The sequence below is a fragment of the Siphonobacter sp. BAB-5405 genome (assembly GCF_002872335.1).
In the GTDB taxonomy this organism is placed as follows: domain Bacteria; phylum Bacteroidota; class Bacteroidia; order Cytophagales; family Spirosomataceae; genus Siphonobacter.
Genome location: NZ_NJAG01000012.1, coordinates 98108 through 122126 on the forward strand (window position 1 = coordinate 98108; position 24019 = coordinate 122126).

The 24019-nt window shown below is 48.3% G+C and carries 16 protein-coding genes; 11 read left to right on the forward strand and 5 right to left on the reverse strand.

Going from position 1 to position 24019, the window contains the following annotated elements; genetic code table 11:
* Positions 1 to 5: 5 nt before the first annotated feature.
* Both BWI97_RS11955 and BWI97_RS11960 read left to right on the forward strand, forming a co-directional pair.
* Positions 6 to 557, forward strand: coding sequence for a DUF1599 domain-containing protein (locus BWI97_RS11955; RefSeq protein ID WP_102201194.1), 552 nt, complete (start codon positions 6 to 8; stop codon positions 555 to 557).
* A gap of 29 nt (positions 558 to 586) precedes the next feature.
* Positions 587 to 1312, forward strand: coding sequence for a phosphatase PAP2 family protein (locus tag BWI97_RS11960; protein WP_102201168.1), 726 nt, complete (start codon positions 587 to 589; stop codon positions 1310 to 1312).
* A 37-nt stretch (positions 1313 to 1349) separates the two neighbouring features.
* Here the strand turns inward: BWI97_RS11960 and BWI97_RS11965 are convergent, their stop codons facing one another.
* The 3 genes from BWI97_RS11965 to BWI97_RS11970 are packed head-to-tail and all read right to left on the reverse strand — an operon-like array spanning position 1350 to position 8813.
* The gene (locus BWI97_RS11965; RefSeq protein ID WP_233207821.1) at positions 1350 to 3062 is read right to left on the reverse strand and encodes a BamA/TamA family outer membrane protein; all 1713 of its coding nucleotides are present in this window, start codon (positions 3060 to 3062) and stop codon (positions 1350 to 1352) included.
* Between the two features lie 38 nt (positions 3063 to 3100).
* Positions 3101 to 3676: a hypothetical protein gene (locus tag BWI97_RS28320; protein ID WP_233207822.1), complete on the reverse strand. Its 576-nt coding sequence runs from the start codon at positions 3674 to 3676 to the stop codon at positions 3101 to 3103.
* A 31-nt stretch (positions 3677 to 3707) separates the two neighbouring features.
* Positions 3708 to 8813: a translocation/assembly module TamB domain-containing protein gene (locus BWI97_RS11970; RefSeq protein ID WP_102201169.1), complete on the reverse strand. Its 5106-nt coding sequence runs from the start codon at positions 8811 to 8813 to the stop codon at positions 3708 to 3710.
* A gap of 288 nt (positions 8814 to 9101) precedes the next feature.
* Between BWI97_RS11970 and BWI97_RS11975 the strand changes: the two genes are divergently transcribed.
* On the forward strand, positions 9102 to 10199 hold the full coding sequence (locus BWI97_RS11975) for a BT_3928 family protein (protein WP_094808482.1): 1098 nt from the start codon (positions 9102 to 9104) through the stop codon (positions 10197 to 10199).
* Positions 10200 to 10424: 225 nt separating this feature from the next.
* Positions 10425 to 10943 (forward strand): shikimate kinase, encoded by a 519-nt coding sequence (locus BWI97_RS11980; protein WP_102201170.1) that lies wholly within the window; start codon positions 10425 to 10427, stop codon positions 10941 to 10943.
* A 68-nt stretch (positions 10944 to 11011) separates the two neighbouring features.
* Here BWI97_RS11980 and BWI97_RS11985 read toward each other — a convergent pair whose 3' ends face one another.
* On the reverse strand, positions 11012 to 12664 hold the full coding sequence (locus tag BWI97_RS11985) for an OmpP1/FadL family transporter (protein ID WP_146010924.1): 1653 nt from the start codon (positions 12662 to 12664) through the stop codon (positions 11012 to 11014).
* A 156-nt stretch (positions 12665 to 12820) separates the two neighbouring features.
* Complete coding sequence (locus tag BWI97_RS11990; protein ID WP_102201172.1) at positions 12821 to 13939, reverse strand: hypothetical protein; 1119 nt, start codon at positions 13937 to 13939, stop codon at positions 12821 to 12823.
* Positions 13940 to 14169: 230 nt separating this feature from the next.
* On the opposite strand from BWI97_RS11990, the gene proS reads away from it, so the two are divergent.
* The 7 genes from proS to BWI97_RS12020 all read left to right on the forward strand — a co-directional run bounded on the left by proS (position 14170) and on the right by BWI97_RS12020 (position 23875).
* The gene (gene proS / locus BWI97_RS11995) at positions 14170 to 15642 is read left to right on the forward strand and encodes a proline--tRNA ligase (protein ID WP_102201173.1); all 1473 of its coding nucleotides are present in this window, start codon (positions 14170 to 14172) and stop codon (positions 15640 to 15642) included.
* Positions 15643 to 15820: 178 nt separating this feature from the next.
* Positions 15821 to 18295, forward strand: coding sequence for a glycoside hydrolase N-terminal domain-containing protein (locus tag BWI97_RS12000; protein WP_102201174.1), 2475 nt, complete (start codon positions 15821 to 15823; stop codon positions 18293 to 18295).
* A 266-nt stretch (positions 18296 to 18561) separates the two neighbouring features.
* On the forward strand, positions 18562 to 19296 hold the full coding sequence (locus tag BWI97_RS28325; protein ID WP_233207823.1) for a hypothetical protein: 735 nt from the start codon (positions 18562 to 18564) through the stop codon (positions 19294 to 19296).
* A 64-nt stretch (positions 19297 to 19360) separates the two neighbouring features.
* On the forward strand, positions 19361 to 20674 hold the full coding sequence (locus BWI97_RS28330; RefSeq protein ID WP_233207824.1) for a peptidase domain-containing ABC transporter: 1314 nt from the start codon (positions 19361 to 19363) through the stop codon (positions 20672 to 20674).
* A 44-nt stretch (positions 20675 to 20718) separates the two neighbouring features.
* Complete coding sequence (locus BWI97_RS12010) at positions 20719 to 22086, forward strand: HlyD family secretion protein (RefSeq protein ID WP_102201175.1); 1368 nt, start codon at positions 20719 to 20721, stop codon at positions 22084 to 22086.
* A 44-nt stretch (positions 22087 to 22130) separates the two neighbouring features.
* Positions 22131 to 23552, forward strand: a complete 1422-nt coding sequence (locus tag BWI97_RS12015; RefSeq protein WP_233207825.1) for a TolC family protein — start codon at positions 22131 to 22133, stop codon at positions 23550 to 23552.
* Positions 23553 to 23704: 152 nt separating this feature from the next.
* Positions 23705 to 23875 (forward strand): twin-arginine translocase TatA/TatE family subunit, encoded by a 171-nt coding sequence (locus BWI97_RS12020; RefSeq protein ID WP_102201177.1) that lies wholly within the window; start codon positions 23705 to 23707, stop codon positions 23873 to 23875.
* Positions 23876 to 24019 lie beyond the last annotated feature (144 nt).

The following is a 24019-nucleotide window of genomic DNA, read 5'->3' on the forward strand; positions in this document are numbered from 1 at the left end:
TGCTCATGACTCAGACGGAAGTAGAATATCGGCACGTTGTCGCTACGTGTAAAGACCTTTTTTTGAAGAAAAACCGCGACTACGGTACGGCCTGGCGTATTCTGCGGCTACCCAGTCTGACGGATCAGATTTACATCAAAGCCCAGCGAATCCGACAATTGCAGGAAACGGGCGTTTCGCGGGTAGGCGAAGGCATTACGCCTGAGTTTATCGGCATCATCAATTACTGCCTCATGGCTCTCATTCAGCTTCGCCTGGCGGATGACCCTCGCATGGAGATTCCAACGGACGAACTCTCGGCCCTGTACGATCAGGAAGTGAACGAAACCATTCACCTGTTGCTCGATAAAAACCACGATTACGGTGAAGCCTGGCGAATGATGCGGGTGGCTTCCATGACCGATATTATTCTGATGAAATTGCTGCGTACCAAGCAAATTGAAGACTTAGGTGGACAAACGCTCGTCTCCGAAGGCGTGGATGCTAACTACCGGGATATGATTAATTACTCGGTTTTCTGCCTCATTCTGATGTCCCAGGCTCAAGCCGAGCAGTAAACGGATTTCCCTTAACCACCCCCCACTGTATGCTGCGTTTACTACTCTTGCTTTGCCTATACCTGGGTTTACACACGGGCGTTTATGCTCAAATTGACTCTACTGCTCGCAAGAAACCCGTCTGGAAATCGTTTATAGCTCCGGTGACGCTGATGACGGCCGGACTGGTGACGCAGGGAGCGATCAGTCGGGAGGTGCGAAGAGAGGTCCGCTCGGCATTCCCCAACTTTCATACACCCGCTGACGATTACCTGCAATACGTTCCTACCTTGGTTCCTCTGGGTTTAGGGGCTTTAGGTGTAAAGGGGAAACACGCTCTGAAGGATCAGTTGATTCTGATGGTACTATCCCAGGGAGTTGCTCAGAGTGTTACGCAGGGCATGAAACATCTGGTACGTTATCCTCGTCCGAATGGAGAAGATAACCTTTCCTTTCCCTCCGGTCATACCACGTTTGCCTTTACGGGGGCGGCCGTTCTGGCTAAAGAGTATGGCGAACGAAGCATTTGGTACAGCATCGGCGGTTACGGCGTAGCTACGGGCGTAGCCTCTTTACGCGTGATCAATAACGAACATTGGCTGGCGGATGTCCTTTTCAGTGCAGGCCTCAGTATCGCAGCAACGGAAGGTGTGTACCGCATTTATCCCTGGATTCAACGGAAGATATTACGAAAACTATTTCGGCAGAAAAACATGGCCCTGATGCCCTACTATTCCGGATCAGCCTACGGCGTAGCGATGGTAATGCCTCTATAAAAAAACGTCCCGAAGCAATTCGGGACGTTACAGAAACTTAGAAGGGATAACCGACGGCAATATTTAGAATCAGGTTGTCTTTCCGCCAGTCACGATCCCGAAAATTGATTTTATCAAGTACCCAGCGTTCATTTTCTGCCAGAGCGGGGTTTCGTAACGGCGTAGCCAAGTCAAAGCGTAACACGAAATAGGTTACGTCTAAACGTAAGCCAATCCCGGCCCCAATAGCTACTTCCTTGAGAAAGTCTTTAGAAAAAACGGCCGTTTCTCCGTACAACGTTGGGTCTTTGTACATCCAGACGTTCCCGGCATCGACAAACAAGGCTCCTTGCAGAAACTTGTTGAATTTGGTTCGCAGCTCCGTATTCGCTTCCATTTTAATATCACCTCCCCCATCTTGCAGCAGAACGGTCCGGCCAGCGGGTCGCAGATACCGACCTGGCCCAATACCCCGCGGACGGAAGGCACGAATACTATTACTTCCCCCCACAAAATACTGTTTTACAAAAGGCAAGCTTGAGGAATTTCCATAGGGAAGACCCGCTCCAGCAAATACCCGAGAAGCCCAGGTAGTCGATGGTGTAAGACGCAAATAATGCCGGGTATCAATATCAGCACGCACGTATTGAGAAAAGGCCACGTCGAATACTTTCTTTTGCCCATCTCCATTACCGTCTTTAAATAGTAATCCTGCTGCATTACCCGCCGGTTCAAAATTAAAAATCAACTGTTGGGAATACCGAGATTGACTTTGCGGTGAGGAGTTGAAGTGCAGAGTATACAAGCTACTCGGAATAAGTTGCTGATTTTGTACAATAGCGATGTACTGACTGGCTAATGCTGGGTCAGTGATGGCTTCATAATACAAATCGCCCAAACTATTAGTAGGAACATACACGTAAGTCAGACTTAAGGGAATAAGCGTGTGTTCTACCTTACTACTTCCCCGGAAGGCATAGCCGAAGGAGCCCGTAAATGAATTCAACCGGTAAAACTGCCGCCGTACAATCGCCTGATAACCTAAGGTAAGGTTGGTTTTAGGCAGTACTTGCCGTCGATCGTAATCAATGGCAATAGGGCTAACCAGTCGTGGGAATGTAAGTGTAGCATTCAGTCCGTAGCTGAAGTTCGATACCCCTTGTCCGCCTGCCCCTAACTGAGCCTCAATACCACCCGTAGCATTAATGGTTAATAGTTCAGCCCGTTTGAAAAAGTTACGGTTTCGCCAGCTCAGCGTCAACTGAGAACCGGCCAAACTATTGGATTTGGAAGTACCTGCGATTTCAGCTCGCAGCGATTTCTTAGGATAAGGCGTCAGATAGTAGTGGACATCCAGGACCGTAGAGTCACCCTGGGTATCAGGTGCAAAACGATTACGCACAAACTTAAAAGTTCCTAAGTTAATGAGTCGGGATAGTGTGATGTCCTGAACACGGCTATTGTACCGCCGACCTGGCTTAAATCCAATAACATTATGGAATAGTCGTTCATCGTAGGTTCTGGAAGAATCTACTACCTGAAAACCCGCAGTAGTACGAAAAGCTTCCCGCCGATTGGTATCCTGTACCGCATTATTAAGTGTATAATTAGGATAGATATACACATTTCGAATATAATACTGTCGAGCCGCCGCCTCGGGCATTTCCGGTTTCAGAGCTAGATAAAGCTTGGCTTTGTAGTTATTCGTGTTGGTATCACCAAGAATAGCAACATAATCTGGGTTAAAGTAATAGTACCCTTTTCGCTTCATCTCCTGGGTGATTCGCTCACGTTCCAGCTTTAGATTATCTACCGATACGGTACCGGAGGTTTTAGTAAAGTCTTCTCCTGAGTCAGCTTAAAATCTTTTCCCACCAGAGCGGTATCCGTAACGAAACGTACGGAGTCAAGCGTATAGCGACGATGAACTCGTACCTGATAAATCCCTTTCGCTTTGTACCCCTTCTCTTCCAGTTTTCCTGCTACTTCGGAGTGAAAATATCCTTCATTTTGCAGAAAGGCTTTCCAAATGTTGGCGTTCGTAACGACGGATCGAGAATTGGCAAATACAGGCTCTTGTCCTAATTTTCGACGCAAGCTTGCTCTAAAGCTGGAGTCTTTTTTAGGCTCTCCAATGACGTAGTATAACCATACACGATACGGAAAACCAAAGATCTGGCTATTGGGTTTGGGCCGGGCTAAACCAGCCAGCTCCCCCTGTAAGGCTTTGCGATCTTTTTTACTGACCCCTTCAAAAGGCAACATTTCAATCTCAGTGCCGCTATATAATCGTTCTTTTTCCGGTATATACTTTTTCACATTACAACTCACAACCAGAGTAGTAATGACCAGTGCAAAGAGACTTTTGTAAACCGAATACTTCAAGGGATGATATGGTTAAAGTGGTTCGAATCTGTTATTCAATTTTTTTCTTGCCGAATATTTGCCGGAACGTGTTGTAATCCAGGTTGATTACGAAACCGATACCCGTCTCAATCACGTAGCCTTCAATAACATTTTCCAGTTCGTTGACGCGATACGCTCGAACCATGTACCGGCCATCACGGGTAATATTATAATTAATGGACAGGTTGTCGAAAACCTGAGCATTACCTCTCTGAATACCCGTGTTGTCTTCCAATACAAAGTTTTTACCTACACTTACTGACAAACGACCATTAAAGAAACTTTTCGATAATCCTACGTTTAAGTCCGTTCTAGTAGCAGTAGAGCCTGCGGCGGCCTTCTCATTATTATTTGCATAATCGCTGGAAGAGTTGAGGCCAATGTTGAGGTCCACCCCTTTAATCACATTAGAAGCCAGTCGATCGAGCTGTTGTGATAGAATTTTACTAACACTACTACGGGCCAGGCTTTCAGCATTGAAGCCTCCCCCGCTGCCTGAGAAAAAGTCGAATGAGTTCTGCGGCAGGAAGTTACCCAGTACCAGCAGGGCAAAAACCTGCTTGTTAATTTCAGATTCGTCCTGGCGGAATTGAGTTAGTTTGCCTTCTACGGCTTCCCGAATCTGAGCATCGATACCCAGTGCATTTTCGACCAGATCAATATCAAAGCTTAATTCTGGTGCGGCCAAATTACCTTGCATTTTCAGAGCAACATTAAATGGCAATTTATTGGCGTACGCATTACGCATTTCCAGTTCAGATGGCTTACTGGAGTCTTCATCTTGTGCATTACCTTTTTCTTTATTAGTGGTTTCGTTTTCTATCAGTTCGGATGCTCGTGCATTCACCCGGTATAAGGCTGTAATGTCGAGGTCCGCTTTTAAAGGGTCACCGGCAAAAACAATGTTACTTCCTTTCTGAATGTTGAAATTCCGTTTAAGTACCTGATAGGTCAAAGAATACGCTCCTTCGGTTACATCATAGCGACCAAAAATGCCCAGTGTGCCCGATTCATCCATGGTTACGTTCAAACGGGCGTTTCCTTTCACGCGTAAATTATCCCCACTCTGCTCGTCCACCACTACGCTAAACTCAGAGGCCTCTGTTACTTCCAGATTCAGCGAAATACTGGAATTGGCTAATTGGTCGAAGCGAACCTTTGTATTGAGCGTATCGCGTTTGGGCCGTATTAAGTAACGGGCCAGAGCGGTCGTATCATTGGGCTGAATAAAGGTGATGATCCCTTCGGCATCTTCAGCCGAGGGCCCTGAATTAGGAACGATCATCGTTACATCACTGCCATCATCAATTTTCAGGTTACCCACGATGGAAGGTTTGCTGCCCGTACCGCGGATGCGGAGGTCAGCCGTCAGCGTGGCGTTTCCGTACACCAGATCATTATCGCGGCGGGAGGCATTCAGTACACTAAACTGATTGGCCGTTACCTGCAGGCTGTACTTCACATCGGGCAGATTGGCGATGTTTACCGTTCCATCCGTAGTCAGCATACGACCCAGACTGTCTTTTAAATCAAATTTGTTGAGGCGGATGGTTTCGTCGTCGAACACAATCGTTTCATCATCAATCTGATAGGAAGCATTTACGAAAGCCAGGTTGAATCCAACGTCCTGGAAGCTGATCTGTCCATTCAGGCGAGGTTTGGCAACGGCTCCTTTCACGGTCATTTCCCCCTGTAATTGGCCTTTGGCCTGCCGTAGTTGTCCAAAACTAAAGGCTTCAATCGTTCGCGTATCCAGTCGCCGCAGCTCTACCTTTAGATCGAGAGCTTTATCGGTCGAAGAAGGATTGTAAAAACCACCTACGTGCAAGTCGTTCGTCGCTCCCTTCAGGTTGGCTTCAACTCCAATCCGATTGTCATCCTGATTAGCAAAACGGGCCTCCAAAGTTCCCAAAGCCTTTTGCATCACGTCCAGACTGTCGATTTTTAAGTCGCCAGTAAAGCTGAGTTTCTTGTCCGTACCCAGGTAGTCTTTCACCACCACATCGCCATTCAGGGTACCTCCTACCAGTGTACTATCCTGATTGGCCAGTGTTGCCAGATCGGACAGAATCAGGTTTTTAAGCTGTACGTGCAAAGGGGCATTCGGACGCGGTTCGGTACTGTTGATCGCCAGTGATTGATTATTGGTTTCCAGCACGAAGTTTTCGGCCAGTACCCCTTCTTTACTGTAGCGGATATAGCCCGTCGTATCGGAAGTCCAGTATCGATAGTTGGTCAATAACGCCTGCCGATCCAGGTGCAATTCATACGCATTCTGTTGAATCGCTACCCGACCCGCAATTCCGAAACGATCGGCATTCACCGAATCTTTATTGATGACTTTGAAGCGTACCTGATTGTCAGCTGCCGAAGCGGAAATACTCGTGGGATACAAGTGCATAGACTGCGTCCGTACTTCCCCTACCTGCCCGTCCAGTACCAGTTGCCGCCCATTTCCACTCAGTTTCAGATTCGCTCCCGAGACTACCGTGGTATCGTATTCAATGGTACCGGCAGTTACGGAAACGTTAAGCGTCGAATCCGCCCGTTTGCTATCAAGGGTAGCCTCGATTTTCACGGGCTCCAGCCGGGACAAACCCGGTACAAACGCCAGTAATAGCGGATGTTGGCGTACCCGCATTCGCAACGTAAAGTCCGTCGCTGATTTGGGAGCCTTAATGGTCGTATCAGGCAGAGTTACGTATTTATTCACTTCCGTCATGGCAGCAGCAGCCAGGTCGGCATACTGGAAGTTTCCGCCCAGGTCCAGATCGACAAAGGGCGTACGGGCCATGATGGTTTTGCTGGTACCCTCGGCATTGGCCGTCAGATACAGTGAATCAACGGGATAGTTCTGGCCTTTGAGTTGCAGGTTAAGATTTTCCGTTCGGAGCGTACCAATCAGTTTTTCGGGATTTGTCGAGGCAAAATCCATCTGCACATTGCCCTGTACCTGGAAAGGCTCCGCGTAGAGTTTCAGGGCATACAAATCCAGTTGCTGAACCGCCAGGGTACCCTTCACACTGGGATACTCTTCTTTCATATTGGCGTTGACATTCAGATTCAACCGGGCATTGGGATCGTTGATGCCACCCTGTACATCCAGCAGCCCCTGATTCAGACTTCCCTTAGCAGCAAACTGTCGATAGGTGTACCCATTATAGGTAGCTTCCGGAACGTTCAGATCGAACGAAGTGGCCATCGTTTTCGGATCAATTCCACGTCCATCTACTGTAGCGGTAGCCGTTATCGCTCCGTACTGTTTAGGTTGCCCCAGCCACTTGCCCAGATCGAGGCGATCCAGGGTAGCTTTTCCGGCGTATACCTGATTTTTACCCGTTACGAAGTTTTTCAGGGCTCCGTCAAAGGTCACGTTTCCGTAGGAAGTATTGAGGGCAATATCCAGATCAATATTGTTCAGACGGCCTTTCGCCTGGCCCGTTAGTTTCAGTTGGGAAGGAATACTGATGGAATCGGGCAGTGAGCCTTTGGGAGCCAGTTTTTTCACGTCCGCCGAACTAGTCGTTGCGTTTTCCAGCACAATATCCAGTCCCATTTTGGCGGGATCCGTCGGATACGAAACCCGTCCACGGGCTTTGATACGGGTAGCTGAGAGTACAGAAAACTCCACCTGGGGCAGGTTCAGATTCGCCAGTGTACCCTTCGCCTGAATGGTCGCATTAACTACCGCCCGCTCGTTTCCTTTCAGGGGCGGTGTGTTCGCCAGCGTAGGCATAATCGTCAGTACATCGGCAAACGAAACTTTGTTTTCCACCATATTTACATCCACCAGTACACGTTTGGCTTCGGCCGCCCGCGTTAGTTGTCCCAGCGAATCAAACTTGATGACGAGCCGATCTTTGAGTAAGGTACCCGGTGTCTGTAAAATGAAATTGGTCAGTCCAATTTGTTGCGGACTGTAAAAGACATCCGCCGCAAAGCGTTGCAGATTCAGGCCACTCTTTTCCTTGAAACTGCCACCCCGCAACTGAGCCTTGATCAGGTTGGGCTGATATACCAGATTTTCACCGGCCAGCGTAAAGCCCTGAATATCCATGTGCCCATAATCCAGTCCCCGGGCCTGGCGTGGAGCGTTTTCGTTATCGAATTTGATATGATTGTTCGCAAAACGAACTCGCCCCAGCGAGGCTTTCCAGCCAGCGTTGGGGTCCTGCGGTTTTTCTTTATTATTGGGAGCGGGCGGAGCTTCCGGCTTGGGAGCTGATTTGCCTAGCGTAGCCGTGATTTCGGAATTCATCAGTTCCAGCGACCGAATCAGAGCCTGCTGTCCTTCTAAATACAATTGATCGCCAGCCAGATTCAACTGGCCTACTTTGCCTTTGGTACGGAACTGAGCCGTTTCGACGTTTACGTCCCAGTTGGTGCGACTGAGTTGCCAGTCACCCATGCGTAAATCCATCGTATCGCCGGGTACCGTAGCCGCGTCATTTACTTTATTGGGAATGTCGATGCCTGGGTACAGGCGGGCATACGCCGTTAGGCCGCTGGATTTAATCTCCGCTACGTGATACCGGGATTCGGCCGGATTTATTTCATCAAATTTTCCACGTAAGGTATCTACCACCAGCCGTACATCGGCTCCGGCGATGTCATCCACATAGCGAATACGTACGTCATTGAGTCCTACTTCCGAAAGGCTCAGTTGAAGGGGTGCCGAGGTAGTATCTGCTGGATCAGCGGGTTTGCCCGAAGCAAAAGCATTAATCAGGAAGTTGAAGTTGAAAGCCGTGTCGGGTAAAGTTCGGGTTACGTTTAGCCGGATTTTATCCAGTTCAATCGCGTTTAGAGCGATACGGCCCTGAATCAATCCCAGCATATCCAGATCTACCCGCATCCGCCCCCCACTGAGTAGTGTATCGCCTTTAGGGGTCTGGAAGTATACATCTTCGAGCTGAATCCAATCAGGAATCTGATAGCTGATCCGGCCAATGCCAAAGGGAGTCTTAAGTTTGGTAGCCAGATACCGATTGACTTGCCGGGTTACAAACGTTTGGCCCCAGTCCGTTAACCCCAATACCAGTAAGAAGGCTATGATCGTAATCAATAGCCCCCCAATGGACAACAGTGTAATTTTTAGTACTTTTTTTATCTTCATAGATACCTTTTACATCAACCGCGGCTTATAGCTACTTATATTACTCAAAAGGGATACTCCATTCCAGAAACAGGCAACAACTTGGGGAATACTTTCAAAGTTATTTTCAAAAAAACCTCAATGTGAGTATTATATTCCACAATTTTTCAAGGAAGAGTTATCAGTACCTAATTTCCTGAATCATCCATAAAAACCCTTTATACTCTTCGCTTAGCCTTTTACCTTTGTCTATGCGGTCGAGTTCTACCGGTTTATATCATTGCTCTCCTCACTTGTTTGTGTTGGCCTATGAAATTACTTGCTCACCTGAGCCGAATTGTGGTCGGGATCATTTTCATCTTCTCAGGTTTAATTAAGCTTAATGATCCCGTTGGTACCCAAATCAAGCTGGAAGAGTACTTTGAAGTTTTTGCTCAGGATTTTTCGTTCATGGCGGGATTCTGGGAAGCTCTGGTACCGTATGCCCTGTTCTTCTCCATCGTACTTTGTTCCCTGGAAATTCTCGCAGGGGTAGCCCTGCTGGTGCAGTGGAAGCTTCGGCGTACAGCCTGGTTTCTGGTGCTGCTGTGTACCTTCTTCGCCTTCCTTACCTTTTATTCAGCCTATTTCAATAAAGTGACTGACTGCGGCTGTTTTGGGGAAATGATCAAGTTGCAACCCTGGACTTCCTTCTGGAAAGACATTGTCTTACTGGTTTTACTGTTGGTTGTGTTGTGGCAACGTACGGTATTTCGGGATACCCATACCACGGGGATTATGCTGATTGCCGTTTTGTTCTGCATCGGGCTGGGTTGGTATGCCGTTCGCTATCTGCCTCCCTACGATGGACTGGCGTATGCCGTAGGCGAAAATATTCCCAACAACATGAAGAATCGCGAGCCTTTCCGTTTTAAGTATCGCATGGAAAAAGATGGCAAGGAAAGCGAGTTCGACGAGTATCCCAGTGATACGACCTACTTGTTTAAAGAAATGGTTGGCCCACTGAATCCGGATGCGGGCCCCCGCATTACCGATTACCGTTTGTGGAATGGCGATACGGACTACACGCAGGCTTCTTTTCAGGGAAATCACTTCTTTCTGATCATTCAGGATGTCAATAAAGCCCATCTTGGTACACTGGACGAAATTAAAACGTTACTGAAAAGTTTGGAAGGCACGAGCATTCAACCCGCCATTCTGACTTCTTCAACCGAGGAAGACTTTAATCGATTTCGCCATGAACATCAATTGGCCGTACCTTATTTTTTCGCTGATTTTAAAGTTCTCAAGACTATTGTACGGAGTAATCCCGGTTTGTGGCTGCTTTCAAAGGGCACCGTACGCGGTAAGTGGAGTTATGCGAGCGTTCCTTCCAAAGAAACCATTCTGGAAAAAGTAGCTCCCTAATGTTGCTCTTTTACCAGAGCGGGGAACAGCTGCTGCCGGGCAGGTTATCAGTAGCTACTGATTTTCACATTCATACGGCTTTCGCTCTGGACAATGGATCGTTCCTATTCATTACTCATTTCATCAGGAGCCTGATGGCCCTTTCAATTATCGGGCTTTACTGAACCCACCCGTTACTAAATCCGATTATTTTTTTAAATCCTCCTCCCTCCCTAAAAAACGTATATGAAGAATATTTTTCTACTCGGCATGCCTTCGTCCGGGAAAAGTACACTGGGGCGAACGCTGGCTCGTGAAATTGGCTATGAATTTGTGGACATGGATAAACGGATCGAAATCCGCGAATTGCTCACCATTGCCGAAATTTTTAATCTGAAGGGAGAAGCCTATTTCCGTACGGTAGAAAGTGACCTCTTGCGTAGCTTACCCCAGGATACCGGACTAGTCGTTTCGACGGGTGGCGGCGTACCTTGTTTCCACGACAATATGGCTTACATCAAAGAACAGGGGTTTAGCATCTTTCTGGACGTTCCACCGCGTGTTCTGGCCGACCGGATTTTACATACCCGGAAAAACGATCGTCCTCTACTGAGTGCTGAAAATCCGGAGGAATTGCTGGTAACGCTGGAAAAGAAAATTGGCCATCGAAGAAGCTATTATGAACAGGCCGATGTAACCATTGCTGGCGAAACAGATGTCCAAAATCTGCTTGAAATTCTTCGTCATTTGCAAGTTATTTCCTAACCCAACGCATATGCAATCAAAAAGGACGCTGTTACAGACAGCGTCCTTTTTGATTCAGACTTTCCTACTCAGAAGTACGTGCCAAGCGTTAAAATCGCATTCGTCGTCTGGTTCTTAATTTTAGCCGACGCATAATCGTTCGTATTCGCTAAAATGTAAGGAGAGTAAGCAGTCGTCTGCTGCCCGTGGGTAACAGCCGCATCAATGTAAAAGCGGTCAGTTTTGTACCCTACGCCCGCAGAATAAATGTAGCGACTACGATCTAAGGAATTGAACTGGGCAATCTGCTTGTAGGGGTCCTGGTAATAACTTACCCCCGCCCGCAGACTAACTTTATCGATCCGATATTCACCCCCGACTTTCAGGTTCACTACGTTGCGATACGTATTTCGAATCAGAGAGTTACTGTAGCCATCTCTCAAGTCCTGGGAAGCATTCTGATCATCCGAAGACAATTTCATTCCCGTGTAATTCACGTACTCAGCATCCGCCGAAATGAAGCCATTTTTACCGAAAAATAAGCCAACACCCCCGGTCAGTTTGGTTGGCGTACGCAGACGATAGCTGGACTCAAAAGGCAATACCGATAAGCTGGGGACGCCCGTAATGTAGTTGACGCCATTACTGGTATTTATACCGTATCCGTTTCTACGCAAAACATCCGGTAAATCGGAGCTATATTCAGGGAACGTACCAGCACTTACCTCAAAAGGACGAGCCAGACGGGTCTGTAAACCTTGTCCCGCCGATTCCGTAATGTTGAACCAGGTTGGGCTAGTCACCGAAACCCCAATTCGTAACAGGTCGTTGGGCCGATAAATTAACCCGCCGGATAAATTAAAGCCTCTGCCGTTCGTTGATAAATCATTCGTATACGAGAAACCACTGACGCCCCCTGCATTGTCAAAATCCTCATTCATGGTTTTTGTATTGGTATAATTCATCCGGGCTAGCGAAAAGCCCACGCCAATGTACAGTTTGTTCATGTAATTGGCTCCATAGGCAAAATTCCAGCCACTGGTGTGTCCCGTACTGGTAGACACGAAATTCTGGTTGGCGGTCTTTCCTGCCTCTATGCCGCTGTAGGGATAACCAATCTGACTGCCGGGCTGCGGATCGATCACCAGACCGTAGTAGTACATGGAGGTGGGAAAATCAAATACGGTCCCGTTGTTGTATAAATCATTTTTGAAATCTCCTACAACTACCCCCTGTTGCGATCCGGTTGCTTCCTGATTGGCGTATTCCGCAAAAAAGTCAGACATGGAGCTAAATTCGTTGCGAGCTCCAAAACGGACGGTATTCTTAAAGATATTCTGTCTGGAATAACTGATCCCAAAGGAACCACCCTGCCAGCCGCCCGAGCGAACCGGATTTCGGTTTTTACTCGAAAATACAACGCCGAGGTTGCCTAAAGCGAGTTGATTAGCACTGGCATTTTGCGTATTGTTAATGTATTGAGACGCATTGTTACTCGTGCTAAACATGGGTGAAATGCTGAGTTCCGATCGCGTGTAAAACCCTAAACCAGCCGGGTTTCCACTAATGTTCGAGACATCTGCCCCAATTGCTGAGTGATTACCGCCCAAGGCCTGCATCCGGGCAGAGCCTTGTGGATTCGTTTGGGAAAACATTCGGGACAATGACTCGTAATTATTGTCCTGAGCATAGGCAGCTCCTGAAAGTAATACCAGAGTTGCTAAATAAGTAAGACGTTTCATGGTCAGCAGTAAGAGACTCGATCAAAGTACATGTAAGGCTAAGCCAAAAAGCAATGCCAGTAACGAAAGCGGTTAATTCCGCTCTTAAATAACGAAAACCCCGTCAAATCATGCCGATTGACGGGGTTTTTTAAGCGTTAAAGTTTGTTAAGCGAACTAGCGTGGTCCACGTGAACGAGCTCCACCACCACCGATGCTACCGCCGCCGCCACCGCCAGAAGAGGCAGGAGCTGAATAACTACGGCTCATGTTCGAGTTATTATTAAAAGAATTATTGCTGTTATTATTCCAGTTGTTCGAACGCGAGTTGTTATCGCTATTCCAGCCCCGGGAATACGTATTGTTCTGACGATTTACCGTTCCGTTACCGCTACGGTATGAATTGCTGTTACCGGAGTTATAATCCGAATAACTGGCCGCTTCACGACGCGGACGTGAGTAATAACTGTTGTTGCCCGACGCAGCATTGTTGTAGGCACTGGTCCGACCGCCCCGTGAATCCGCTGAGCTTCCTACGATAGGACTCCGGTTAAAATTGCTATTATAGGCAGACTGTGAACGGCCATAGTTCGTGTTTCGTGGACGAGCATAAGACGAACCTGAATTGTCGCCCGTACCGGGTTTCACAACGACAACTCCACCACCTCCGTAATAGCCGCCACCGTAGTAACCACCATAGTAGGGATAACCACCCAAACCACCAAAGTACGAAGGATAATATCCCCAGGAATTGTAGTAGTAAGGATTATAGGCCATACCCCCGTAGAAGGGATCATTCCAACCCCACATGCCTCCGTAACCAAAGTTACTCCAGGGACGATAGAAGCTGCTGCCGATGCCTAAACCAATGGACAGACCAGGGCCAAAACCACCCAGCCCATTGAAACCACCGTACATCGGGAAGCCCCAGTTGTTCCAGCTGTTCCAGGAATTCCATCCATTAGGATTCCAGTTGCCGTAGCCTGAGTTATAGGCGTAGTTGTTATACGCATTACCATTTACCAGGTTGTCATACGTCGAACCCAGGTAACGCCGGTTGTTATATTTATCAGCCAGCGATTGGTTGTAATATTCGTTCTCCGCGAGGTTTTCCCCTTTGGTCTGCTCTTCAATTACGTCGTTCTGCTTGTTACTGTAGGCAATTGCCCGGACATCCGAAGAAGAAGAATAGAGGTCATCATACACGTAGGAACGTTGCGTAGCTTTGGGGCTACACCCCCAAACACCTGCCAATACAGCGACAGCCAGGTATTTAGAAACATTCCTCATTTTCATAATCGTAGACGTTTTCAAGTTGAATTTGCCCTTGTGTGTGACAGTATTCAGTGTGACTGTTACAAACTTAAGGCTAAAATGTATCTTTGCAATCCTCTAAAAAGACTTTAACTTTTATTAACGACAATTTTAACATTTGACGCTACGTGTTAAAGAATCGAGGAAATTAGTAATTGAAAATCAATTAACTATCTCTTCTTAGTTAACACGGAGCACTTAAAAAAAATTCCATGAGCAAAGGCATTACCTCCCGCACTGACGACTACTCCGAGTGGTACCTTGATCTGGTGAAACGAGCCGATCTGGCCGAAAACTCAGCAGTACGGGGCTGTATGGTCATCAAGCCCTATGGGTACTCCATTTGGGAAAAAATGCAACGGGCTCTCGACGATAAGTTCAAGGAAACCGGGCACGTCAACGCGTACTTCCCGTTGTTCATTCCCAAGTCGTACCTGTCAAAAGAAGCGAGCCACGTTGAGGGCTTCGCCAAAGAGTGTGCGGTTGTTACCCACTATCGTCTCAAAAACGCCCCGGATGGTTCGGGTGTAACCGTTGATCCTGAGGCAAAACTGGAGGAAGAACTCATCGTTCGGCCTACGTCAGAAACGGTCATCTGGAGCACGTATAAAAACTGGGTACAGTCCTACCGCGACCTGCCTTTACTCATCAACCAGTGGGCCAACGTGGTTCGGTGGGAGATGCGTACGCGGCTTTTCCTGCGTACGGCGGAATTCCTCTGGCAGGAAGGCCACACCGCCCACGCTACCTCGGAAGAAGCGGTAGCCGAAGCGGAACAAATGCTGGAAGTGTACGCCAAGTTCGCCGAAGAGTGGCTCGCTCTGCCGGTCATTCGCGGCGTAAAAACGCCCAACGAACGCTTTGCCGGAGCCGTAGAAACGTACTGTATCGAAGCCATGATGCAGGATGGAAAAGCACTACAAGCGGGTACTTCCCACTTTCTGGGGCAGAACTTCGCGAAAGCTTTCGACGTACAATTCCTGGGTAAAGATAATAAACTCGACTACGTGTGGGGAACGAGCTGGGGCGTCTCTACGCGTCTGATGGGAGCTTTGATTATGGCTCACTCGGATGATCAGGGTTTGGTACTACCTCCCAAACTGGCTCCGATTCAGGTCGTGATCGTTCCCATTTTCCGGAATGATGAACAATTGAATGCCATCTACGACCGGCTGGAACCCATCATCAAAGATCTGAAGTCCAGAGGAATTTCGGTAAAATTCGACGATTCTACCAACGAAAAACCCGGCTGGAAATTCGCCGAGTACGAACTTCGCGGCGTACCCGTACGGATGGCCATTGGAGCCCGTGATCTGGAAAATGGTACGACTGAACTGGCCCGTCGGGATACGAAAGAAAAACAGATCGTATCGATTGAAGGTGTAGCCGATACAATTCAGTCCTTGCTGGAAGAAATTCAGACCAACATCTATCAGAAAGCCCTGAAATTCCGGGAAGAAAACACGTTCAAAGTGGATACCTGGGAGGAGTTTCAGGAGAAAATTGAAACAGGTGGTTTCCTGCTGGCTCACTGGGATGAAACCTCCGAAACGGAAGAGCAAATCAAGGAAGCTACCAAGGCCACCATTCGTTGCATTCCCCTGGATGCTGCCGAAGAAGAAGGTGCCTGCGTATTCTCCGGTAAGCCTTCCAAACGCCGCGTGATTTTTGCCCGGGCGTACTAATTAATTTGATTATTCCCAGGAGAAGTAGTACACTTCTCCTGGTTTTCTTGCCTGTTTTTTACAAAATAGTTTACTTTCCTAGAGTATCAAGCGAGTCGCTAGCCCTCTTATGTTCATAAAGGACGTCTGTCGATGACTCACGTTCCTTTCTCTGAACTTCATTCAAAATAACCTTTGCATGATTAAGCAACTGGCTGGTACGCTCCTCTTTGCCTTTACCTTCTTTCCTGCTCTAAGTCAGTCAAATCTCAAACTTTGGTACCAACAACCTGCCGAAGTCTGGACGGAAGCCCTTCCTGTAGGCAATGGTCGACTGGGTGCGATGGTTTTTGGACGCCCCGCTCAGGAACTCATCCAGCTTAATGAAAGTACACTTTGGTCGGGAGGCCCCGTCAAACCAAACGAAAACCCTAACGCCTATACGTACTTGCCCCAGGTGCGGGAAGCTCTGGCGGCTGAGGAGTATCCCAAAGCAGTACAACTGCTGAAGAAAATGCAGGGCCGTTATACCCAAACGTATTTGCCGCTAGGCGATCTGCTCATTCAACAGGATTTAAAGGGACAACAACCGTCCAGCTACACGCGTGATCTGGACCTGAGCAAGGCTCTGGCTACCACGCGTTTTACAGTCAACGGCACCGAGTATACCCGGGAAGTGTTCAGCTCTGCTCCGGACCAGGTACTTGTCATTCGCCTGAAAGCCAGCAAGTCCGGTCAACTTAACTTTGACGTAAAAGGCAGCAGCAAGCTACGATTCGAGAAGCAGACGCAGGGTACGAATGAGCTGATTGTGAAAGGCAAAGCTCCGGCCCACGTTGATCCGAATTACTACAACGCCCCCGGCCGAAATCCCATCATTTACGACGATCCGGCGGGCTGCAATGGCATGCGGTACCAGTTTCGGATCAAAGCTCTGCCCGTGCAGGGACAGGTACAGACGGATACGGCAGGCATTCACGTACGTAATGCGTCGGAAGTGGTCTTGCTGGTATCCGCAGCCACCAGTTTTAACGGCTTTGACAAATGCCCCGACAAAGAGGGCAAAGACGAAGCCAAACTGGCCGCTCAGTACCTCAATCAAGCTGCCACACAGCCGTACAATCGTTTATTGAGTAAGCATACAGCTGATTATCAAAAGTATTTCAACCGATTCTCCTTCACGCTAACGGATTCTACCCGTACCAACCCCAACCTGGCTTTACCTTCCGATCAGCGATTGGAGCAATACGGCAAGGGTACGTACGATCCAGGGGTGGAAACGCTGTACTTCCATTACGGTCGCTATCTGCTCATTTCGAGTTCGCGGCCCGGTGGTACGCCAGCCAACCTACAGGGCATCTGGAATCAGCATATGCGGGCCCCGTGGAGTTCAAACTTCACGATCAACATCAATACGCAGATGAATTACTGGCCCGCTGAAGTGACTAATCTTTCAGAACTGCACCAGCCGCTGTTCGAACTCATTAAAGATTTATCCAAAACGGGTAAGCAAACGGCTCAGACCTATTATAAACTTCCGGGCTGGGTGGCTCACCATAATACGGACATCTGGGCGTTGTCCAACGCCGTGGGCGATATGGGCGATGGCGATCCGATGTGGGCCAACTGGAATGAAGCGGCAGGCTGGCTTTCGCAGCACTTGTGGGAACATTACCGCTTTACGGGTGATCGCCAGTTCCTGAAAGAAACGGCTTATCCGCTCATGAAAGGAGCCGCTACTTTTTTGCTGGGCTATCTGGTCGAAGATAAGGATGGTTATCTGATTACCTCGCCCTCGACTTCTCCCGAAAACTCGTTCCTGGACTCCAAGGGCAAACCGGCTTACGTAACGGTTGGCTCCACGATGGATATGTCGATTATCTGGGACTTGTTTACCAATCTGATTGAAGCTTCGCAAACCCTGGGGACGGATACGGAATTCCGCAACCTGCTGATCGAAAAGAAGAAAAAGCTCTTACCGCTCCATATCGGTCATAAAGGCAACCTACAGGAATGGTACAAGGACTGGGAGGATCAGGACCCTCACCACCGGCACGTTTCACACCTGTTTGGCCTGCATCCCGGACGGCAGATTGCCCCGCTGAGCACGCCTGAGTTTGCTCAGGCCGCCCGCCGTAGCCTCGAGTTACGCGGCGATGAAGGTACGGGTTGGAGTAAAGCCTGGAAAATCAACTTCTGGGCTCGTTTGCTCGACGGGAACCATGCCTATTCGCTGGTTCGGCAGCTCCTTCGTTACACGAGAGAAAACGGAACTGCTTATCAACGCGGCGGGGGTACATATCCTAACTTTTTCGATGCTCACCCGCCCTTCCAAATCGACGGTAATTTCGGCGGTACGGCAGGTATGACTGAAATGCTGGTCCAAAGTCATTTGGACGACATTCACCTCCTGGCCGCTCTGCCTGACGCCTGGAAAGCCGGTCAGGTGCAGGGTCTGCGGGCTCGTGGAGGCTTTGAATTAGCCATGCAGTGGAAAAACGGCAAGTTAACGACGGCTACGATCAAATCGCTGAATGGGGAACCCTGCAAAATTCGTTCGGCTCAGCCCCTGTCCGTTAAAGGACTACGTACGCAGGCCGAACAGTCAGGTTCGTATTACCTACTCTCATTCCCTACGCAGGCAGGAAAAACTTACGAACTCGTTTCGAAGTAGTTCTCCTCATCAAACATCTTTTAAAAGGTACGGAAGCAAAGTTTCCGTACCTTTTTTCGTTTCCCTCGCTAAAGTGTAGAGACTGAAATTATTAGAAGTTAATGAGAATCTTTTCTTCAGGAACCCACAGATTTAGTTTTGTCGTTAGTCATTGTTGGTGAAGCACTATGCTGGCATTGATTTATAAGAAATAGATGGGTTAAAAACCCTAAAACTTTAAACCCATTTCCCTTTTCAAGTGACCCCTCATTTGAATATTTAACTATATGACCATTCCCGTATTAGACCATACTGTTCGGAAACTAGCCGAACTCTTTTTCCCCGAAACCCCAACGCTTGCTTCTTCCAATCATTCTGCCTCCACCTACGAACCCGAAACACTAGAAGTTTTCGTAGGAGATCTGATCGAACAGGCCTTCAGTGTGAACCTGGCTCTGGTGAAACACGAGAAAGCTGAAAACGAATTCTGGGACTGGAAAGAAAACAGCGAGCATCCATTTGTCTTTTTTGACCAGACATCCGAGGGGATGCGTCCCATCATTGCGGGCCGGGATCTGAAAAAAGGGAAACCCTATCACTACGCCATTAATGACCATGGCCCCGAACTTATCAGTGGCGAAGGCCTGACGCCCGCAAAGAACGACAACGGAAAAGTGTTGTTTTTAACCGCATTTCCGATTCAGCCTCTGGCCAGTGATGATTCCAGCACGAACGAAAAGCACATGACGCCCTGGCAGCGTACGCTGCAATTGTTCAGAAACGAACGGCGGGACATCTATTATCTGTACCTCTACGCCATCGTTTCCGGATTGATTGCTCTGAGCTTACCCCTGGGTAGCCAGGCGATCGTCGGACTGATTCAGGGGGGATTGGTCTTTTCTTCCGTGTACCTGCTGGCGGCTCTGGTTATTGTAGGTACTCATTACGGGGATTTTACAGATCGTCCAGGTATCAATTGTGGAAGTTTTGCAACAACGCATTTTCGCAAAAGCAGCTTTTGAGTTTGTTTACCGGATTCCGAGGATTAAAGTGGAAGCACTCAACCGGTACTATGCTCCAGAGCTAATGAACCGCTTTTTTGACATCCTGACCGTACAAAAGGCATTACCTAAAATCCTTATCGATATTACGGGAGCTGTCATTCAGATTGCTTTTGGTCTGCTACTGCTCTTTGCGTATCACCCCATGTTCATTGTTTTTGGGTTGTTGACAATTTTACTCATCTTTCTGGTATTTCGCTTTAATGCCAGCAAAGGTTTGGAGACCAGTTTGTATGAATCCAAATACAAGTACAAGGTTGCTCAGTGGCTCGAAGACATTGCCCGTACCTTATTCAGCTTTAAGGTAATTGGCAATACGAACCTGCCCGTACAGAAAATGGATGAGCTGGTAAGTCGTTACCTGCTTTACCGGCAGAAACACTTCAAAATTCTGTTGCGGATTTTTTACTATATGGTGGCCTTCAAAACTCTGGTCATCGCAGCACTACTGATTCTGGGTATTTTCCTGGTGGTTGACCGGCAGATTACACTCGGTCAGTTTGTTGCTTCCGACATTATTATTGTATTGATCGTCAACTCCGTAGAAAAACTGATCACGAGTATTGATACCATCTTTGATTTGGTAACGGCTACCGAAAAGATGGGGAATGTTACCGATCTGCCACTCGAACGGGAAGGAGGCTTACGGATGCCGATTAATAAACAGAATCTGGCTTTAGAGGTGCACAACCTTTCATTCCGCTACCCGGATGGCAAACGTCCCGTTCTGCAAAACCTGAGTTTCTCCATCAAACAGGGGGAACGTGTGGCGATTACGGGCTCGAACGGAGGCGGTAAAAATACACTGCTAACGTTACTGAGTGGTTTAATGACGGAATACGATGGCAGTATTTCAGTTAATGGCTTTTCGTTGCGAGACATTCATCTGAACGATTTTCGGAATGCGGTGGCGAAAAACGTAGCACCCAATGAAATTTTTGACGGAACCATTTTCGAAAACATTACGATGGGCCGTACGAATATTTCGCTGGATGATATTCGCTGGACGCTTGAAAACCTCGGTCTGACGGATAAAATCGGTCAGCTTCCCGATGGTATTAACACCCCAATGCTGGCCGAGGGTCAACGGTTTTCTGAGAGCTTTAAGGCGAAAGTTACAGCCGCCCGTTGTATTGTAGAACGCCCTAAACTATTGATGTTTACGGACTTTTATGGCTTACTGGACCGGGAAGAAAAGCTGAAACTCATCAAGTTTGTATGCGACAAAGCTCATCCCTGGACCTTTATCACTATTTCGCACGATCCGGAAGTGTTGGCCGCCTGCGATCGCGTGCTGATTCTGGAAAATGGAAAAATTGTCAGTGACGGACCGTATTAGTCATTTGTTTTCAGCTGCTGAAAACGTTTAACTCAACTCAAACCATGCTTAACATATCTCCCAAACGAGTGGACCCGGATCTTTCGGAAAACGAAATTCAGTCCCTCAAAACGCTTTCTACCCACCGGACGGGTCGGAAGCTGGCCCGCTGGATTGTGGGTATTCTGTCCGTACTCTTCATTGTACTGTTCATGCCCTGGCAGCAGAATATCAATGGAACGGGTACGGTCACGGCCCTAACGCCCCAGGATCGTCCGCAGACGGTACAAAATATTATTGCCGGACGTATCGAAAAATGGCACGTTCGCGAGGGACAGGCCGTACAAAAAGGCGACACCATTTTAACGTTATCGGAGATCAAGGATGAATATTTTGATCCGAATCTACCCCTGCGTTTGTCCGAACAGGTCGATGCCAAAGAAACGGCCGTGGATGGGTACGAGAACAAAATTGAAGCCGTAGAAAACCAGTTGACTGCCCTACGAAACGCCCTGCGGTTGAGTCTGGAAAAGGCCCGTAACAAAGTGCTACAGGCACAGGCCAAAGTTCAGTCAGATAGCGTTGACCTGGCCAATGAGCGTATTCAGTTCCGAATTGCTGAAGTACGGTTTGAGCGTTTTCAGCAAGGGTACCAACAGGGTCTGTTTTCGAAAACGGACCTTGAAGGTCGTGAACTTACCTTTCAGGCGGCTCAGGCAAAAGTGGTTTCTGCTCAGAATAAACTCAATATCTCCCGACAGGACCTAATCAACTCCAGGATCGAGCTTAATTCGATTGAGGCTGATTATCAGAAGGAAATTGCCAAATCATTATCCGATCGAAGTTCAGCTGTTTCATCGCTGGGCGATGGTCAGAAAGAGCTTTCGGAACTACGGAATAAAGTAGCCAACGTCAATGTTCGCCGCAACCAGTACGTGTTACGGGCTCCGCAGGGGGGTATCGTGGTGAAAGCCCTGAAAGCCGGGGTTGGTGAAACCATTAAAGAAGGGGAACCCATCTGTACCTTACAGCCGCAAAATCCTCAAATGGCAGTTGAGTTGTATATCAAAGCCATGGACGTGCCGCTGATTCAGAAAGGTCGTGAAGTACGAATTCAGTTTGATGGCTGGCCCGCCCTGCAGTTTTCGGGTTGGCCTTCCGTCAGTGTGGGTACCTTCGGGGGTCGTGTAGCCGTTATTGACCAGGTAAACTCGACCAGTGGCGAATACCGAATTCTGGTGACGGAGAAAGTAGAAGAACGTCGGGATCACCCCTGGCCCGCTCAATTGCGACTGGGTTCGGGTGTGTACGGTTGGGTCATGCTCGACAGCGTACCGGTGTGGTACGAAATCTGGCGACAACTTAACGGCTTCCCACCTAGCTTAAAAGAGGAGCCCAAAGGCGATTACGCCGGAAAGGGGGCGAAAAAATGAGGTTTCTAATTGCTCGCTGGTCTGGGGGGCGTATCCCTACGGTCTTGCCGCCCAGAACTGGCGTTTTTACCTTGGTTTTCTTCCTTTGGACAGCCGTTGCCGCTCCACTGTGGGCTCAGGATTCAGTACGCATTTTTAGTTTCAGTGATTATGCAGATTTGATTTTAAGATACCACCCCATTGTAAAACAGGCGGACTTGATTCCAGCCGACGCCCGTACCGAATTGCTACAGGCCCGCGGCATGTTCGATCCGAAACTGGCCTCGGATTTCAGTCGGAAAGAGTATAAGGACAAGGAATACTATAATCACTGGGAAAATTCGCTGAAAATACCGACCTGGACGGGTATTGACCTGAAAGCGGGTTATGACCGGAACACGGGGCCATACATCAATCCGCAGTATTACACGCCCGATGCTGGGTTGGTGTATGCGGGATTGAGCGTACCCCTGGCTCAGGGATTGCTGATTGATGCTCGCCGCTCAACGTTACGGCAGGCCAAGCTACTCCAGAATATTGCCGAAGCGGATCGTCAGAAGTTGATCAACAAAACCATGTACGATGCTGCCAAGACGTACTGGGACTGGTATTTTGCCTACCAGCAGTTTCGATTTACGGCGGATGGGCTCAATCTGGCTGATATTCGATACCGGGCGGTCAAGCAACGCGTGGAAATTGGTGACCTGGCCGCCATTGATTCCGTGCAGGCTAAAATCACGGTACAAGAACGTCTGGCTTCCTATCAGGCCGCGTTGCTGGAATTCCAGAATACCCGACTGGGCATTTCGAATAATCTCTGGAACGAGAACAACGAACCCGTAGAATTGCCCGAAAACGCGATTCCGGGGGGTGTAACCATTCCCGAACCTACTCAGGAGCAGCTCGACGAGTTACTGGCTCGGGCGAACCGACAACATCCGGATCTGATCAAGCTGGATTTCAAACTCCAGCAATTGGACATTGAGCGACGATTCCGGCAAAATCAGCTTTTACCGACGGTTAATGTCAATTATAACTTCATTCGCGAACCCGTAGCGGTCGGCAAATCGTATGACGCGGGCTGGTGGCTTACCAATAATTACAAAGTTGGTGCTGAAGTGAGTTTCCCGCTGTTTCTACGAAAGGAACGGGGCAAACTCCAGCAGGTTCGCATTAAACAGGCCGATATGCGATTTGATCAGCAACAGACCCGGCGTTTGATTACGATCACTGTTCGGCAGGTATTCAATGAAGCCCGGGCTTTGCAGCAACAGGCCGAGACGCAAGGTCAGGCAACGGCCAATCAGTTGCTGCTGGTACGGGCCGAACAGCAGAAATTTGACATCGGAGAGAGTACCCTTTTCTTAGTCAATACGCAGGAAAGCAAGCTGATTGATATGCAAATCAAGACGGAGTCTCTGCGGGCGAAGTACGCGAAAGCCTGGGCTAACAGTCTGTACGCCGCCGGTGGAAATCCGCAACAATAGGGCTGTTTTCGATTAAGATTACCTTAAATTTTCATTTTTTTGAAACTAATTAGGCTGATTCTTAGCTAATAGGACAAGTGCACTAAACAAGCAATGGTTTTAGTATGTACTTTTATCCTAGCAATTTTATTCACTAAAAAACGACCATCGCTATGTTTGGAATGGGAGGACCCGAAATCGCCCTTATCGTTGGGGCTTTTGTTCTGCTTTTCGGAGCCAAGAAAATTCCCGAGCTCGCACGGGGGCTGGGTAAAGGTATCCGTGAATTCAAGGATGCATCTAAAGAAATTCGGGAGAATATCGAAAATTCGACGAAAGAATAGTTTCGTATGGACCCTATAAAAAGCTTACTTCTTTAGTGGAGTAAGCTTTTTTTGTTGCCCCCTTCCGCTTGCTCATGATTTCTATCTGGTTCATCCGTTCTCTGTAGGGTACGTCGTACATTTATTCCTGCTACAGTCTCCGTC

Coding starts and splice junctions, on each gene's coding strand:
- BWI97_RS11955 (WP_102201194.1), top strand. CDS start 6: ATGACTCAGACGGAAGTAGAATATCGGCACGTTGTCGCTACGTGTAAA.
- BWI97_RS11960 (WP_102201168.1), top strand. CDS start 587: ATGCTGCGTTTACTACTCTTGCTTTGCCTATACCTGGGTTTACACACG.
- BWI97_RS11965 (WP_233207821.1), bottom strand. CDS start 3,062: ATGAAGCGAAAAGGGTACTATTACTTTAACCCAGATTATGTTGCTATT.
- BWI97_RS11970 (WP_102201169.1), bottom strand. CDS start 8,813: ATGAAGATAAAAAAAGTACTAAAAATTACACTGTTGTCCATTGGGGGG.
- BWI97_RS11975 (WP_094808482.1), top strand. CDS start 9,102: ATGAAATTACTTGCTCACCTGAGCCGAATTGTGGTCGGGATCATTTTC.
- BWI97_RS11980 (WP_102201170.1), top strand. CDS start 10,425: ATGAAGAATATTTTTCTACTCGGCATGCCTTCGTCCGGGAAAAGTACA.
- BWI97_RS11985 (WP_146010924.1), bottom strand. CDS start 12,664: ATGAAACGTCTTACTTATTTAGCAACTCTGGTATTACTTTCAGGAGCT.
- BWI97_RS11990 (WP_102201172.1), bottom strand. CDS start 13,939: ATGAAAATGAGGAATGTTTCTAAATACCTGGCTGTCGCTGTATTGGCA.
- proS (WP_102201173.1), top strand. CDS start 14,170: ATGAGCAAAGGCATTACCTCCCGCACTGACGACTACTCCGAGTGGTAC.
- BWI97_RS12000 (WP_102201174.1), top strand. CDS start 15,821: ATGATTAAGCAACTGGCTGGTACGCTCCTCTTTGCCTTTACCTTCTTT.
- BWI97_RS28325 (WP_233207823.1), top strand. CDS start 18,562: ATGACCATTCCCGTATTAGACCATACTGTTCGGAAACTAGCCGAACTC.
- BWI97_RS28330 (WP_233207824.1), top strand. CDS start 19,361: ATGAACCGCTTTTTTGACATCCTGACCGTACAAAAGGCATTACCTAAA.
- BWI97_RS12010 (WP_102201175.1), top strand. CDS start 20,719: ATGCTTAACATATCTCCCAAACGAGTGGACCCGGATCTTTCGGAAAAC.
- BWI97_RS12020 (WP_102201177.1), top strand. CDS start 23,705: ATGTTTGGAATGGGAGGACCCGAAATCGCCCTTATCGTTGGGGCTTTT.